At 60.7% G+C, this 14,898-nt stretch carries 12 protein-coding genes and 2 riboswitches; of the genes, 8 read left to right on the forward strand and 4 right to left on the reverse strand.

Going from position 1 to position 14,898, the window contains the following annotated elements:
- The first annotated feature begins 50 nt into the window (after positions 1 to 50).
- On the forward strand, positions 51 to 635 hold the full coding sequence (gene nfuA / locus ACZRMO_RS23395; RefSeq protein ID WP_463974338.1) for a Fe-S biogenesis protein NfuA: 585 nt from the start codon (positions 51 to 53) through the stop codon (positions 633 to 635).
- Positions 636 to 855: 220 nt separating this feature from the next.
- Here the strand turns inward: nfuA and cobM are convergent, their stop codons facing one another.
- The 4 genes from cobM to ACZRMO_RS23415 all read right to left on the reverse strand — a co-directional run bounded on the left by cobM (position 856) and on the right by ACZRMO_RS23415 (position 2,965).
- Positions 856 to 1,602, reverse strand: a complete 747-nt coding sequence (cobM, locus tag ACZRMO_RS23400) for a precorrin-4 C(11)-methyltransferase (protein WP_463974339.1) — start codon at positions 1,600 to 1,602, stop codon at positions 856 to 858.
- Between the two features lie 69 nt (positions 1,603 to 1,671).
- Positions 1,672 to 2,064 (reverse strand): cobalamin biosynthesis protein, encoded by a 393-nt coding sequence (locus ACZRMO_RS23405; RefSeq protein ID WP_463974340.1) that lies wholly within the window; start codon positions 2,062 to 2,064, stop codon positions 1,672 to 1,674.
- On the reverse strand, positions 2,061 to 2,765 hold the full coding sequence (locus tag ACZRMO_RS23410) for a CbtA family protein (protein ID WP_463974341.1): 705 nt from the start codon (positions 2,763 to 2,765) through the stop codon (positions 2,061 to 2,063). The genes ACZRMO_RS23405 and ACZRMO_RS23410 overlap by 4 nt, the downstream gene beginning before the upstream one ends.
- Positions 2,766 to 2,776: 11 nt before the next feature.
- A complete protein-coding gene (locus tag ACZRMO_RS23415) occupies positions 2,777 to 2,965 on the reverse strand; it encodes a CbtB domain-containing protein (RefSeq protein WP_012723860.1) in 189 nt (62 codons plus the stop codon).
- A 97-nt stretch (positions 2,966 to 3,062) separates the two neighbouring features.
- A riboswitch (cobalamin riboswitch) is annotated at positions 3,063 to 3,265 on the reverse strand.
- Between the two features lie 920 nt (positions 3,266 to 4,185).
- Positions 4,186 to 4,385, forward strand: a riboswitch (cobalamin riboswitch).
- A 93-nt stretch (positions 4,386 to 4,478) separates the two neighbouring features.
- On the opposite strand from ACZRMO_RS23415, the gene cobW reads away from it, so the two are divergent.
- The 7 genes from cobW to ACZRMO_RS23450 all read left to right on the forward strand — a co-directional run bounded on the left by cobW (position 4,479) and on the right by ACZRMO_RS23450 (position 14,892).
- The gene (gene cobW, locus ACZRMO_RS23420; protein ID WP_312496319.1) at positions 4,479 to 5,540 is read left to right on the forward strand and encodes a cobalamin biosynthesis protein CobW; all 1,062 of its coding nucleotides are present in this window, start codon (positions 4,479 to 4,481) and stop codon (positions 5,538 to 5,540) included.
- Between the two features lie 3 nt (positions 5,541 to 5,543).
- Positions 5,544 to 9,305 (forward strand): cobaltochelatase subunit CobN, encoded by a 3,762-nt coding sequence (cobN, locus tag ACZRMO_RS23425; protein WP_463974342.1) that lies wholly within the window; start codon positions 5,544 to 5,546, stop codon positions 9,303 to 9,305.
- A 125-nt stretch (positions 9,306 to 9,430) separates the two neighbouring features.
- Positions 9,431 to 10,429: an ATP-binding protein gene (locus ACZRMO_RS23430; RefSeq protein WP_463974343.1), complete on the forward strand. Its 999-nt coding sequence runs from the start codon at positions 9,431 to 9,433 to the stop codon at positions 10,427 to 10,429.
- On the forward strand, positions 10,354 to 11,085 hold the full coding sequence (locus ACZRMO_RS23435) for a vWA domain-containing protein (RefSeq protein ID WP_463974344.1): 732 nt from the start codon (positions 10,354 to 10,356) through the stop codon (positions 11,083 to 11,085). Before ACZRMO_RS23430 ends, ACZRMO_RS23435 begins: the two co-directional genes overlap by 76 nt.
- Positions 11,086 to 11,379: 294 nt before the next feature.
- Complete coding sequence (locus tag ACZRMO_RS23440) at positions 11,380 to 11,838, forward strand: DUF3304 domain-containing protein (protein ID WP_463974374.1); 459 nt, start codon at positions 11,380 to 11,382, stop codon at positions 11,836 to 11,838.
- A 259-nt stretch (positions 11,839 to 12,097) separates the two neighbouring features.
- Entirely contained in the window at positions 12,098 to 12,553 is a 456-nt protein-coding gene (locus ACZRMO_RS23445) for a DUF3304 domain-containing protein (protein WP_463974375.1), read from the forward strand.
- Positions 12,541 to 14,892, forward strand: a complete 2,352-nt coding sequence (locus ACZRMO_RS23450; protein ID WP_463974345.1) for a T6SS phospholipase effector Tle1-like catalytic domain-containing protein — start codon at positions 12,541 to 12,543, stop codon at positions 14,890 to 14,892. Before ACZRMO_RS23445 ends, ACZRMO_RS23450 begins: the two co-directional genes overlap by 13 nt.
- Positions 14,893 to 14,898 lie beyond the last annotated feature (6 nt).

The raw sequence follows: 14,898 nt of genomic DNA on the forward strand, positions 1-14,898 counted from the left end.
CCTGCGTAATATTTTGGCGTAAACTGCCGGCAAGCCTGTGAGGAGTTTCCATGACTGCCATAACCATTACCGACGCCGCCCACGATTACCTGGCTGACCTGCTGTCCAAGCAGAACACCCCGGGTATCGGCATCCGCGTCTTTATCACCCAGCCTGGCACCCAGTACGCCGAGACGTGCATTGCCTACTGCAAGCCGGGCGAAGAAAAACCTGAAGACACCGCGCTGGGGCTGAAAAACTTCACCGCCTACATCGACGCCTTCAGCGAAGCCTTCCTTGATGACGCCGTGGTTGACTACGCCACCGATCGCATGGGCGGCCAGTTGACCATCAAGGCTCCCAATGCCAAGGTGCCGAACGTCAACGCCGACAGCCCGGTAAACGAGCGCATCAACTACTACCTGCAAACCGAGATCAACCCAGGTTTGGCCAGCCACGGCGGCCAGGTCAGCCTGATCGACGTTGTGGACGACGGCATCGCCGTGCTCAAGTTCGGTGGCGGCTGCCAGGGTTGCGGTCAAGCGGACGTGACCCTGCGCGAAGGCATCGAGCGGACCCTGCTGGAGCGTATCCCGGAGCTCAAGGGTGTGCGTGATGTGACCGACCACACGCAGAAAGAAAACGCCTACTACTGAGTAAGGCGTTCACTGCGAAGAAAAAAACGGCGCCCCGTGAGCGCCGTTTTTTTATGCTTGTTTTTCAATGTTTTGCACTATCTACCTAACAAAGCAGATCAACTGTGGGAGCTGGCTTGCCTGCGATAGCGGTACATCAGCAGACCCATGTACTCCTGACACACCGCCATCGCGGGCAAGCCCGGCTCCCACAGGGTTTTGCATTGATCTCTGGATAGGCTCAGGGGCGGTAAAGGTGCGCGTGGCCTGCCCGGTACAGCGACGATTCACTGAAGCTGTCACTGGCCAACACCCGGCCCACCACGATCAACGCCGTGCGCCGAAACCCTTTGGCCGCTACCTTCCCGGCAATATCACTCAAGGTGCCAACCGCCCAATCCTGGTCCGGCCATGTCGCCCGATGCACCACGGCAATCGGGCAATCCGCGCCATAGTGCGGCAGCAGTTCAGCGACGATTTTCTCCAGATGGTTGACCCCCAGGTGAATCGCCATGGTCGTACCGTGCCTGGCCAGGCTGGCGAAATCCTCACCGGCGGGCATGCTGGTTTTGTCGGCATAGCGGGTGAGGATCACGCTCTGGGCGATGTCCGGCAGGGTCAATTCTGCTTCTAGCAGCGCCGCGCAGGCGGCTACGGCCGTCACGCCAGGGATGATCTGAAAGGGGATGCCCAGCTCGCGCAAATGGCGGATCTGTTCGCCAATCGCACCGTAAAGGCTCGGATCACCGGAATGCACACGCGCCACATCCTGGCCGTTTGCATGGGCAGCCTTGATCAAATCGATGATCTGTTCCAGGTGCAGTTCGGCGCTGTTGACCAGGGTTTCTGCCTGATGGCCTTCCAGTACCGCCGCAGGCACCAGCGAGCCGGCATAGATGATCACCGGGCAACTGCGGATCAGCCGCTGGCCTTTGACGGTGATCAATTCCGGGTCGCCGGGGCCTGCGCCGATGAAGTAGACGGTCATGGGGATTCCTGTTGAAAAACGGGCGAGCATGAAGAACGCTCATGATCGAGAGGGTCGATTATCGGGTTTTTAGTCGGCGCACGCCAAGGCAAAGGTGGCCTGGGCGGTTTTTTTGCGGGTGATCAGCAGGCGGGCAGAGCTGCCGGCGAGGTGTTCCGCCACGGCCAGCGCGGCACTTTCAGCGATGCCGTAACAGCCGGTATGGGCGAAGGCCACGACGGATTTATGGCTCAAGCGGTCGACATAAAGCGCCAACTGCGCAGCGTTGAAGCAGTGCAGCGGCAGTTTCAACGCTGCGGCCAGGGCCAGCAGTCCGGGTTCATCGCTTTTGCGGTCGATACTCGCCAACGCGGTGATGCGGTGACGCTCGATACCGCCCTCGGCGAGGGCGGATTCAAGCAGGGCCAGCAAGGTGTGAACCTCACAACCCCGCTGGCAACCCAGGCCGACTACCAGGGTCATGCCGAGTATTGATCGCCGCGGTTGCGACGGAACAGCCAGGCACTGATCAGGCCCAGCGCCAACCAGAAGGCGACGTTGGTCAACTGCGAAGCGATCTTGAACTGCGCTTCCAGGGCTTCTGGTGCGAGCATCGAATGCACTTCCGGTTGTGGTGCGCCAATCACATGGGGTACTACCAGGATCGCTGCGCCCAGTGCTTTAAGCAGCCAGTTGCGCCCGAATACGATCAGCGCGATACCGGCCGCGGTGGACGCTGCGGTACCGATCCACCAGGTCTGGCGTAGCGCGAGATCAGCGGCAGCCGTGCCTGGCAATTCAGGTGGCAGGCCCAGGGTCGGCGCGAGCACGAAGGTTGCGTACCCGGCCAACCCCCACAGCAGCCCTTGGGCGGTGCGGGTCGGTGCACGCAAGGTGTACAGGCCGGCCAGCATCAGCGCGAAACCGACCGCCACCACCAGGTTGCCACCGGTGGTGGACAGTACGCGCTGCCAGCCATCTTCCGGCTCCCAGGCTTCGGCATCATGGGTGTGGGCGGCAGCGCCAGCGGCGTGCTCGTGCACCACTTCGGTGGCGTCCGGGGCTTTTTCAAAGGTTTCCGCCTGCAAAATCAGCGGGGCGACCCAGAAGCTTTGCAGCAGGGTCAGCAGCAGGGCGGCCGCAAGGCCAGTGAAACCTGCGGTTTGCGCAATACGCTTGATCATGTCGGCAGGTCTCAGTGGCACGGGAACGCGGCGCTGTGGCGGGTATCGTGGGCGGCGTTGTGCACGGCCTCGATATGGGAGAAGCCGGCGAAATACACCAGGCACGCGCCGAGGATCGACGCACCGATGGCGGCGGTCAGGCGTTGGCTCAGGGTAGAGGTGCTGCTGGCGGAGTGCGAGGTGCTGCTGATGATCGACATGGCGCGTCCCTTTCAGGTGTCAGGGTGAAGCGAGCGCATGAAAACCCCGCGAGCCAGGCACGCAGGGTTCTGAACAGCGCCCGCCCACCGCGGGTTTGTTATCTGATTTTTTCGGGCCGGTCTCCGGGCTTGCGAGGGGCTTAATGCCTGAAAACGTCGCCTTCCCATGCCGTCTGGCACAGTGGATATGACGTTTCGCTCGCTTACCGTTGCGGGGGCAGCACCGGACTGGCCATATCGCTATGACGCACCGGTTTCCCGTTTCACCCTTTGCAGGGCACCCGAAACAAGATGTGTAGGAGAGCATGGGGGTGGGAGGGGAGTCAATTGGGATGTGGGGTTTGGTGGTGATGGTGGTGGTGGGGTACATATCCGTTATTTAGGTAACGGCCACTTATGGTTTCGCTCTTACAGCGACTCACTTTGGAAAAGCCCCAAAGTAAGCAAAGGGCTCTTGCCCCAACACTCGGTGCCTCGCCTAGGCTCGGCATGCCCTCACTCCGGCTTGAATCCGTGGGCCGCCGCCACGCGCCATCCATGGCGCGGGGCGGCTAACCCGGCGTCCTGCCGGGTTACCCACGGATTCAAGCCTGCGTTCGGCCAGCGTGTTTGACGGGGCAAGTAAGATCAAAAACAAAAGCGCGGCGGCCTTAAAGCCGACCGGTATTTGTCTTGGCGTTCACCATTCAACTGTGGGAACCGGCAACTGTGGGAGCTGGCTTGCCTGCGATGCAGACAACTCGGTACATCAGGCAAACCCAGTTGATGCCATCGCAGGCAAGCCAGCTCCCACAGGGGAATGCGCACGCTTCACCTATCAGGTCGGCTGTCAGGCCGCCTCGCTTTGTTTTTGATTTTGATCTTAGGCGCCCCGTTAAACACGCTGGCCGGAATTCGGCATGGATTTGGGGGGTAAACCGGCAGGGATGCCGGTTTAGCCGCCCCGCGCCATGGATGGCGCGTGGCGGCGGCCCCCCAAATCCATGTCGGATTACGGGCATGCCGAGCCTAGGCGAGGCACCGAGTGTTGGGGCAAGAGCCCTTTGGTTACTTTGGGGCTTTTCCAAAGTGACCCGCCGTAAGGGCGGAACCCTAAGCCGCCGTTACCGCAGCAACGGATATGTACACAAACCAAACCAAACCAAACCAAACCAAACCAAACCAAACCAAACCAAACCAAACCAATCCCAGCCCATCATTGACCATCCCCCAAGCACTGCGTAGCCTTGCACCCTCGAGGTTCTTCAGCCCAGGCCGAAGCTAAGAAGGGAACGCGGTCCAAGCCGCGGCTGCCCCCGCAACTGTAAAGGGTTCATCTGACTGCCACGCCACTGCCAAACCGGCGGGAAGGCGCAATCAGCGCCGGTCGCAAGACCTGCAAGCCCCAAGCCAGGAGACCTGCCTCGCAACCGATTTTTCAATTCAACCGGGCGGGGTGATCCGGTGACGAAAACCGCTGCTGCGCGCCGTCGCAGGGCCTATCGTCCCGTATGCCCGCCCCAAAGGGCATCCGATGAAAACACTGGCCAAACTCCCCGTCACCATCGTTACCGGCTTTCTCGGCTCGGGCAAAACCACCTTGCTGCGCCATATGCTCGACAACGCCCAGGGCCGTCGCATCGCCGTGATCGTCAACGAATTCGGCGAGTTGGGCATTGACGGTGAAATCCTCAAGCAGTGCTCCATCGGTTGCACCGAGGAAGAAGCCAACGGCCGCGTGTATGAGCTGGCCAACGGCTGCCTGTGCTGCACCGTGCAGGAAGAGTTCTTCCCGGTGATGCGCGAATTGGTCGCCCGTCGCGGCGACCTCGACCACATCCTCATCGAAACCTCCGGCCTGGCCCTGCCCAAACCCTTGGTACAAGCCTTCCAGTGGCCGGAAATCCGCAGCGCTTGCACGGTTGACGCGGTGATCACCGTGGTCGACAGCCCAGCCGTGGCCGCCGGCACCTTCGCCGCGTTCCCGGACCAAGTCGATGCCCAGCGCAAACTCGACCCGAACCTGGACCACGAATCCCCACTGCACGAGCTGTTCGCCGACCAACTGGCCAGCGCCGACCTGGTGATCCTCAACAAATCCGACCTGATCAGTGCCGAAGACCTCGCCCGTGTGCGCCTGGAAGTCGCCGAAGAGCTGCCGCCAGCGGTCAAGATCATTGAAGCCAGCAGCGGTCGCCTGCCATTGGACGTGCTGATCGGCCTGGGCGCCGGCTCCGAGGAGCATATCGACGGCCGCCACAGCCATCACGATCATCATCACGAAGGTGAAGACGATCATGATCACGACGCCTTCGATTCGATCTCCATCGACTTGCCACAAGCCGACGAAGCCTTGCTGCTCGACGCGCTGACCCAATTGGTGGTGCAACACGGCATCCTGCGTGTCAAAGGTTTCGCCGCCATCCCCAACAAGCCGATGCGCCTGCTGATCCAGGGCGTGGGCACGCGGTTCGACAAGCATTTCGACCGCGCCTGGGGCGCTGACGAAGCACGTATCACCCGCTTGGTGCTGATCGGTCAGGACCTCGACGCGGCGGGCCTCGAAGCGCAATTGCGCGCCGCCCTCAGCGTTTAACCCATGCACCTGCTCAGGACCCAGCCCGGTGGTTTCGTCTCGGACGACAATATTGCCGACCTTGGCCAAACTCCCGCTGAACTGGTGATCCTGTGCAGCGGTGATTCCAGCCTGGCGCTGCTGGCCGAAGCGGCCCAGCAGTTGCCTGACGACTACCCGAGCCTGCGCCTGGCCAACCCGATGCAGGTGCAGAACCACGCTTCGGTCGACCTGTACGTCGATGAAGTGCTGCGCCATGCCAAGGTCATCCTGATCTCGCTGCATGGCGGCATCGGTTATTGGCGTTATGGCATCGAGCGTCTGGTGGAGCTGGCCGAGCGCGGCGTGCAACTGATCCTGGTGCCGGGGGATGATCGCCCGGACCCGGAACTCAGCGGCTTGAGCACCGTCGGCGCGCAGGAGCGTGACCGCCTGTGGCACTTTCTGCGCCAGGGTGGCTTGGGCAATGCGCTGGATTTCTATCGCTGCCTGGCCAGTACCCACCTGGGCCGCGACTACGCCTGGGCCGAGCCGCAAACCTTGCCGCGCACGGCGATCTATCACCCGCATAAAGCCAACACCTGCCTGCACGACTGGCAGGCGGACTGGCACGCCGAATGGCCGGTGGCGGCGGTGCTGTTTTACCGCTCCCATTTGCAGGCGGCCAATACCGGGTTTATCGATGTGTTCTGCCAGCGCTTGCAGGCGGCGGGCCTTAATCCGCTGCCGATGGCGGTGGCCAGTTTGAAAGAGCCTGGCTGCCTGGCGGTGGTCGAGGACCTGCTGGATGAGGTGGGTGCGGCGGTGATCCTGAACACCACCGGCTTTGCCCAATCCAGCCCTGAAGCACCGCACTTGCGGCCGTTTCGCCGCAATATCCCGGTGATCCAGGCGATTTGCGCCCAAGATAACGAACCGGGCTGGCAGGCCAGCGAGCAAGGCCTCGGCCCGCGGGATTTGGCGATGCATATTGCCTTGCCTGAGCTGGACGGGCGCATTATCAGCCGGCCGATCAGCTTCAAGGACCTGGCCTGGCGCAGCGAGCGCAGCCAGTCGGATGTGGTGTGTTACCGCGCCGCGCCCGAGCGCATGGATTTTGTCGCCGAGCTGGCGCGGCGCTGGGTCGAATTGGCGCGGGTGCCCAATCGCGAAAAACGCATCGCGCTGATCCTCGCCAACTACCCGACCCGCGATGGCCGTATCGGCAACGGAGTGGGCCTGGATACGCCGGCAGCGGCGTTGAATATCCTGCGCGCGTTGCAGGCCGAAGGGTATCCGCTGCCTGCCGACTTGCCGCAGAGCGGAACGGCGCTGATCCATGACTTGCTCGGCGGCGTGACCAACGACCTCGACAGCCTCGACCTGCGCCCGTGCCACCAAAGCCTCGGTCTTGACGACTACGAGGCGATGTTCAAGCGCTTGCCCGAAGCCAACCGCCAAGCGGTGATCGAGCGCTGGGGCACGCCCCATAACGACCCGATGTGCCGCGACGGCCGCATGATGATCGCGGGCCTGCGCCTGGGCCTGACCTTCGTCGGCATCCAGCCGGCGCGGGGTTACCAGGTGGACGCCAGCGCGGTGTATCACGACCCGGACCTGGTGCCGCCCCACGGCTACCTGGCGTTCTATTTCTGGTTGCGCCACACCTACGGCGCCCACGGCGTGATCCACGTTGGCAAGCACGGCAACCTGGAGTGGCTGCCGGGCAAGGGCGTCGGCCTGTCGCAGCACTGCTGGCCCGATGCGCTGCTGGGGCCGTTGCCGAATATCTACCCGTTCATCGTCAACGATCCGGGTGAGGGCGCCCAGGCCAAGCGGCGAACCCAGGCGGTGATCATCGACCACTTGATGCCGCCGCTGACCCGCGCCGAAACCTACGGGCCATTGCGTGACCTGGAGCTGTTGGCCGACGAATATTACGAAGCGCAATTGCTTGACCCTCGGCGTGCGCTTGAACTGCAAAAAGACATCCTCAAGCTGGTGCGTGAAACCCGTATCGACCAGGAGCTTGAGCTGGACAACGATGCCGACGCTGCCGTCTGGCTGCCGCGTCTCGACACCTATCTGTGTGACTTGAAGGAATCGCAGATCCGCGACGGCCTGCACATCTTTGGCGAGTCGCCCGAGGGCCGTTTGCGCATCGACACCTTGCTCGCGTTGTTGCGTATCCCCCGTGGCGATGGGCGTGGCGCGCAATCGAGCTTGTTGCGGGTATTGGCCAAGGCGTTCGAGCTGGGTTTCGATCCGTTGGATTGCGCCCTCGCTGAACCCTGGACCGGCCGCCGCCCGCAGGTGTTGCAAAACATCGATTCACAGTTGTGGCGCACCGCCGGAGACACCCGTGAGCGTCTGGAATTGTATGCGGCGCGGTTGATCGAACAGGCACTGGAAGGCCCGCTTGAGCAGCTTGAAGAGCCCGGTTGGGAGGATGTGAAGGCGGTTATCGAGAGCCTGCGCATCGTCGTCGCGCCGCGCCTGGATGCCTGCGGCCCGGCCGAAATGTGCGGTTTGCTGGATGCCCTGAGTGGCCGTTTCGTGCCGGCGGGGCCAAGCGGCGCGCCCAGTCGCGGGCGTTTGGATGTGCTGCCCACCGGGCGTAACTTTTTTACCGTGGACGTGCGCAACCTGCCGACCACCACGGCCTGGCGCATCGGTTTTCAATCCGCCAACCTGATCCTTGAGCGGCACTTGCAGGACCACGGCGACCATCTGCGCCAACTTGGCTTGTCGGTATGGGGCACTGCCACCATGCGCACCGGTGGCGACGATATTGCCCAGGCCATGGCCCTGATGGGCGTGCGCCCGGTTTGGGCGACCGGCAGCCAGCGGGTGGATGACTTTGAAATCCTGCCGATCAGCCTGTTGGATCGCCCACGGGTCGACGTGACGCTGCGGGTGTCCGGGTTCTTCCGTGATGCCTTTGCCAACCTGATCCGCCTGTTTGACGCGGCGGTGCAGGCGGTGGCCGCATTGGATGAGCCAGACGACATGAACCCGCTGGCCGCCAAGGTGCGCAGCGAGCGGGCAGCGTTGATCCAGTCCGGCCTGGACGAAGAGGCCGCCGCGAAACAGGCCGGCTGGCGCATCTTTGGCGCCAAACCCGGGGCCTATGGCGCGGGCGTGCAGGGTGCGATCGATGGTCGCCTGTGGCAAAGCCGCGAGGACCTGGCCGAGGTGTATCTGAACTGGGGCGGTTATGCCTATGGCGGCGCCGACGAAGGCACCGCCGCCCGCGAACAATTCGCCCAGCGCTTGAGCCAGGTGCAGGCCGTATTGCAGAACCAGGACAACCGCGAGCACGACCTGCTCGATTCGAATGACTACTACCAATTTCAGGGCGGCATGCTCGCCGCCGTGGAAACCCTGAGCGGCGACAAGGCTGCCAGTTACCATGGCGACCATAGCCAGCCCGACTTGCCGAAAATCCGCACCTTGAAGGAAGAGCTGAACCGGGTGATCCGCTCCCGCGCCGCCAACCCCAAGTGGATCGAAGGTGTGAAGCGCCACGGCTATAAAGGTGCGTTTGAGATGGCCGCAACTGTGGACAATCTGTTCGCCTTCGACGCCACCACCGCGCTGATCGACGATCATCAATACGCCTTGCTCGCCGATGCTTATTTGCTCGACCCCGACACCCGCGCCTTTGTGCAACAGCACAACCCCGATGCCCTGCGCGACATGACCGAGCGCATGCTTGAAGCCCAGCAGCGCGGCATGTGGCAGGAGCCTGGGGCTTATCGCGAAGCGTTGGAAAACCTGTTGCTGGATATAGAAGAAGACAGCTGATGGATCGTTCCCACGCTCTGCGTGGGAATGCAGTTCGTGACGCTCTGCGTCACAAGAGCGGACGCTGAGCGTCCATTGATACGTTCCCACGCGGGAGCGTGGGAACGATCGTAAAGAGAGTGTGCATGACTGATATTCCCCATTTCCCGCTGTCCGCCGTGGTCGGCGCCGATGAATTGAAACTTGCGTTGTGCCTGACCGCCATCGACCCGAAGATCGGCGGCGTGCTGATCGAAGGCCCGCGCGGCATGGCCAAGTCCACGTTGGCGCGGGGCTTGGCTGACCTGTTGGCCAGCGGCCAGTTTGTCACCTTGCCGCTGGGCGCGACCGAAGAGCGCCTGGTTGGCACCTTGGACCTGGACGCTGCGCTGGGCGAGGGCCGGGCACAGTTTTCGCCGGGCGTCTTGGCCAAGGCTGATGGTGGCGTGCTGTATGTCGATGAAGTCAATCTACTGGCCGACCACTTGGTGGACCTGCTGCTGGATGTGGCGGCCAGCGGCACCAATCTGATCGAGCGCGACGGTATTTCCCATCGCCATTCGGCACGTTTCGTACTGATTGGCACGATGAACCCGGAGGAGGGCGAGTTGCGTCCGCAACTGCTCGACCGCTTCGGATTCAACGTGGCCTTGAGCGGGCAGACCTTGCCAGCGGAGCGGGGGCAGATCATCCGTCGCCGCCTGGACTTCGACAGCGATCCGGTGGCGTTCTGCGCACAGTGGGCCGAGCAGCAAGCCGCTCTACAGGCGCGTTGCACTGAGGCGCGGGCGCGGCTCGATGCAATCGAGTTGGATGACCAGGCCTTGGCGCAGATCACCGAGCGCTGTTTTGCCGCCGGTGTCGACGGCTTGCGCGCGGACCTGGTCTGGCTGCGTGGCGCCCGTGCCCACGCGGCTTGGCGCGGTGCTGATGCGATCGCCGAGGAAGATATCGAAGCTGTCGCGGAGTTTGCCCTGCGCCATCGTCGCCAAGAGCACTCTCCACCGGCCAGCCCACCGAACCCAGGACAACCGCCCAAACCCAGCGACACCTCGCCAGGCCAAGGCCAATGGGGCGACATGCCCGCACCTGCCTTGCCCACGGGCGCACGCCGGGAAGTCCCTACCTGGCCAAAAAAGCCCTAGGCATTCGCCCTCGACCTGACGCGGGGGCGGATGCCCGACCCAAGGCAGGACGCGTCGAGAAAGGCCGGCACGGCAAGGCCCGCAGCGCGCAACAGGGGGCGATCAATTGGCCGGGCACCTTGCTCGGCGGCCGTCCGCAAACGCGGGACGACGTGCTGTTTCACCTACGCAGCCGCTCGGCCCACGAATTGTGGTTGGTGATCGTCGACGCCTCGGCTTCGACCCGCCGCCATCACGCCTTGACCGACGCCAAGGGCCTGCTGGCCCAGCTGTTTGACGACGCCTACCGCCAACGCGCACGCATGGCGTTGCTGACGGCCAGTGGGCAATCGCCAAAATGGCAAGTGCAAGGCCTCAAAGCCGCCAAAGGCCTGACCGGCTGGCTGGACCAATTGGGGGCAGGCGGCGGCACACCGCTGCTCGCAGCGCTGACCGAAGCCAGGCATTGGTTGATGGCCCGGCGCAAGCGCTATCCGGCCGAGCAACAGCGGTTGCTGGTGATTACCGATGGGCGACTCAAGGCTATCGACGGGTTGCCGGTGTTGGACTGCCCTGGGTTGCTGGTGGATATCGAGCGCGGGCCGGTCAGGTTGGGGCGGGCGCAAGCGCTGGCTTCGGGGCTGAAGATTGAGTACCGGCATATTGATGGTTTGTAGGTTTTGATGGGTGATTGGGAAGGGTCGGTCTTTTAAAGTCGAATCTTCTGACATTCATCGTTGATAGAAACTCTTTACTCTTTTGGCTTTCACACGATGAGGAGTGAAGGGATGCCTTTCAGTGTGTTGTCGAGTCCATATTCCAGATTCCATATCTGCATAAGCGTTTTCTGTTGGCGCTGGGGCTTATGCGTTTCTCGTCGTGCTGAAGTTATGGTGCGGCAGGAAATCATAATAGTGGCGAATTTAAAACAATCATTAGTGCACGGCATATATGTGTTGTTGGGCCTGTCAATGTTTGGGTGCTCTGCGAACAGTCCTGAGATGGTGGCGGGGAATATACAGGCGGTTAACCATACTACGGGAGCGATTAATTGGTTGTCTGTGAATGGTTATCGGGCAGATGGCGGTGGCGGGCGGTCGTGCTGCGCTGTTATGCCCGCTGTATGGCGACCTGGTTTAAAGGCTGCCATTGAGTGGGAGGTCGATCCTGAGCCCTATGCAAAAATAAAACGAAAAAAAACTGGGTATGGTTATGACGAAGATGCATGGCGCCAGCATGTAGAAAAGTTTCGGCGTCACAGCACCATCGTAGAGATACCCGAGTGGCCAGGGACAGAGTCATGTGATCTGAAAGTTCACTTTTTAACCTGTAATCAGGTACAGGTCACTACGACGTGCTGGGCTCATGGCTCACCCAACTATCCTATTAAATATCCTGACGATATGCAGGAGCCTGCGGTATGCCAATAGTCAAGTTGATTTCAAGGGTGAATATATGGGGGGCGCAAGTTTTTCTAGAACTTGGCCGTCTCAAGGGGCTATTGGGTGGCTTGTGAGCTTAGTTTGCTTATTTATTTGTAGTATTTCAGATTCGCGAAATTACTTTTCTGGCGGGTTGGGCTTCTCTGTTTACCATTGTGGTGAAATTACAAGGTGGTGGAGGCGTGTGGTAATTCAGAATTCAATAACGTTATTGGCGCGCGGTGTATGTGGCTTTTTTGGCTTGTTGATGCTCGGTTGTTCTTCGGGTGGCTCTGAAATGGTAGCGGGTAATATACAGGCAGTTAACCATACGACGGGTGCTATTAACTGGTTGTCGGTGAATGGTTATCGAGCCGACGGCGGTGGTGGGCGGTCGTGCTGCGCTGTTATGCCCGCTATATGGCGACCTGGTTTAAAGGCTGCCATTGAGTGGGAGGTCGATCCTAATCCAACGGCGAAAATGCCATCTGTGACATCTGCTGAGTTTCTCGAGGTGTATGCAAAGCATGCCAAAAACTACGTGCGCCATAGTGCTGTGGTTGATATTCCTGAATGGCCAGGGACAGAGTCATGTGATCTGAAGGTTCACTTTTTAACCTGTAATCAGGTACAGGTCACTACGTCGTGCTGGGCTCATGGCTCACCCAATTATCCTATTAAATATCCCGACGACATGCAGGAGCCTACCGTATGCCCGGAGTAAATGTGATCTCAAAAAACAACGCTTGGGCTCCGTCAAGTTTTCCGGTCGCAGGACGGTTGCCGCGCGAAACTTTGAAAGTATTCGAAAATTACGAAATGCAGACGGCGGAAGAAAACCGCTTTCGCCGGATGACTAACAGCGATGGGCGCAAACAGCATTCTGAGTGCTGCCATAGCCTACATATCAGTCTGTTCTTCGACGGTACCAACAATAATGATGATAACGACCGTAAGAAAAATCATCCTAGCAATATATCTAAGCTTTTCCACGCATCGTTGAGAGACAAGCAAGCAGAGGCGCGAGGCTATTTTTCTTATTACATGCCTGGAGTTGGAACGGCTTTTCCAGAGATCGGAGAGCTGGATTACAGCGAGGGCGGATTGAAGTATGCAACGGGAGGTGAGGACAGAATTAATTGGGCCCTAGTTTCTGTAGTGCATGCGCTGACCTCTGCGCTGGCAAAGCAGGACCTTTCCAAAACTGAAAGAAAGCATGCTGTCGGGTCCATGAGCACCTGGAAAGCCCCCCTGATGATTGCTATGGGCAAGGGTAATCGCCGGCGCACGATGGACAAACTGCTTAAGCCATTGCAAGACCTCACGGGGAGGGCCAGGCCTCGCGTGCTGGGTATCAAATTGTATGTTTATGGGTTCTCCCGTGGCGCCGCGCAGGCGCGCACGTTCGTCACGTGGTTGAGTGAATTGTTCGATACACCGCCGGGGGCCGAAAGGCCGTCGCAGAGCCTGATTGGTCTACCCGTCAGCGTTGAGTTTCTCGGGGTGCTGGATACGGTCGCTTCGGTAGGCATTGCCCATGCGGCACCTTTTTTTGCCGGGCATATGGATTGGGCCGACGACACCCAACTGCTCCCGGATGCCCAGCGTTTTCCGGGCCTGGTCAAGTGTTGTCGGCACTTTGTCGCGGCCTTTGAGCAGCGCTCATGCTTCCCGTTGGATTCAATCCGTAACGAGGACGGCCAATATCCCGACAACACCTATGAAGTGGTGTATCCCGGGGTTCATTCTGATGTCGGTGGCGGTTATCCGCAGAACGATCAAGGCAAGGCGCGCGGTAGCACCCAGGAATTGGTGTCGCAGATCGTTTTGCATGATCTGTATGCCTCGGCTTTTGAAGTGGGTGCGCCATTGCAAGTGCCAGTGGAGGTGCTACCGAAATCATTAATCCCGCAAAAATCCTGGCGAGAAATGGGCCCCCAGACCTTGGCGGATTTTGTGGTCAATCAGCAGGTAATCGAACGCTTCAACACCTGGCGAAAAACCCTACCCGGCATCCCCGCCGACGAGCCCACGCCCGATTCCTCCGAGCTCTACCAACCCCTGCGCCTTAACGCCCCCGTCGAGGCCGTGCTGGCCGACCAACTCTCCTGGATCACCGGCTGGCGCATCGGTCGTTACGCCAATGATCGCGACGGCACCAACGACAGTTACAAGCATCAGCCATTCTTCAAGCAGGCGGTGGAAGCCACGCCTCACCAAGCCAGTGAACAACTCAAGGCGTATGAACAACATAAAAAAGACCTCGCCGACCTGCGCTTGAGCACACCCGAAGCCGCCACGAATTACCCTGGTCCGCCGATCTACGAACCGCAGATCGACCAGACCCAGCTCAGCCAGGCTGCGGCTGAATTCAAGAGCGACTATCTTGGCCGCAAACGCGAGCAAACCAGCTGGGTTGGCACGCTCACCGACGTGGTGCTGCGCGATGCGATCTACCTGCTCAACTCGGATGATGAAGCCCAGGATCACGCGGCGCTCAGGGCCGCCGGTGAGCGGCGCAGCCGGCAACTGTTCCGGGATGCCCACGGCACACCCAGCGCGGACCCGCAGATGGCGCAGTTGGTGGCGCTGTTCGATGACCAGATACACGATTCACGTGCATGGTTCATGCACGACGCGCTTGATACGCGCGAGCTGTGGGCAGGCTATTTCTTCTACCGCATGACCTATTTTGGCAACGACAACAGCCGCGCGCTGTCGCCTGTGGTGGTGGCCGGCCGGGTGCTGGGTATCGCGATGATCGCTGGCGCGACGGCATACGGCATCAAGCGCAAAGGTGCAGTGGGTGGGCTCGGTGGATTGGCAGCTGGAATCGGTGGCGCGACTATTGGTTATCAGGTCATCGACAAGGCGCGGGGTGTTGTGGTGCCGTTCCTGCCGGATGCCGAGAAAGTGCTGCAGCCCACCACGCATATCGGCCAGGTAGCGGGCGAATTGAAGCAACAGATTGTCCAGGATGACTTGAGGCAGCGCATTGAGCAGACCAGCGCTATGTTGCGCGCGGCGGGCAGTCTTTTCGAACCTGGAGCGGGGGTAGCCTGATGATGA

The organism is Pseudomonas sp. B611 (genome assembly GCF_055407965.1).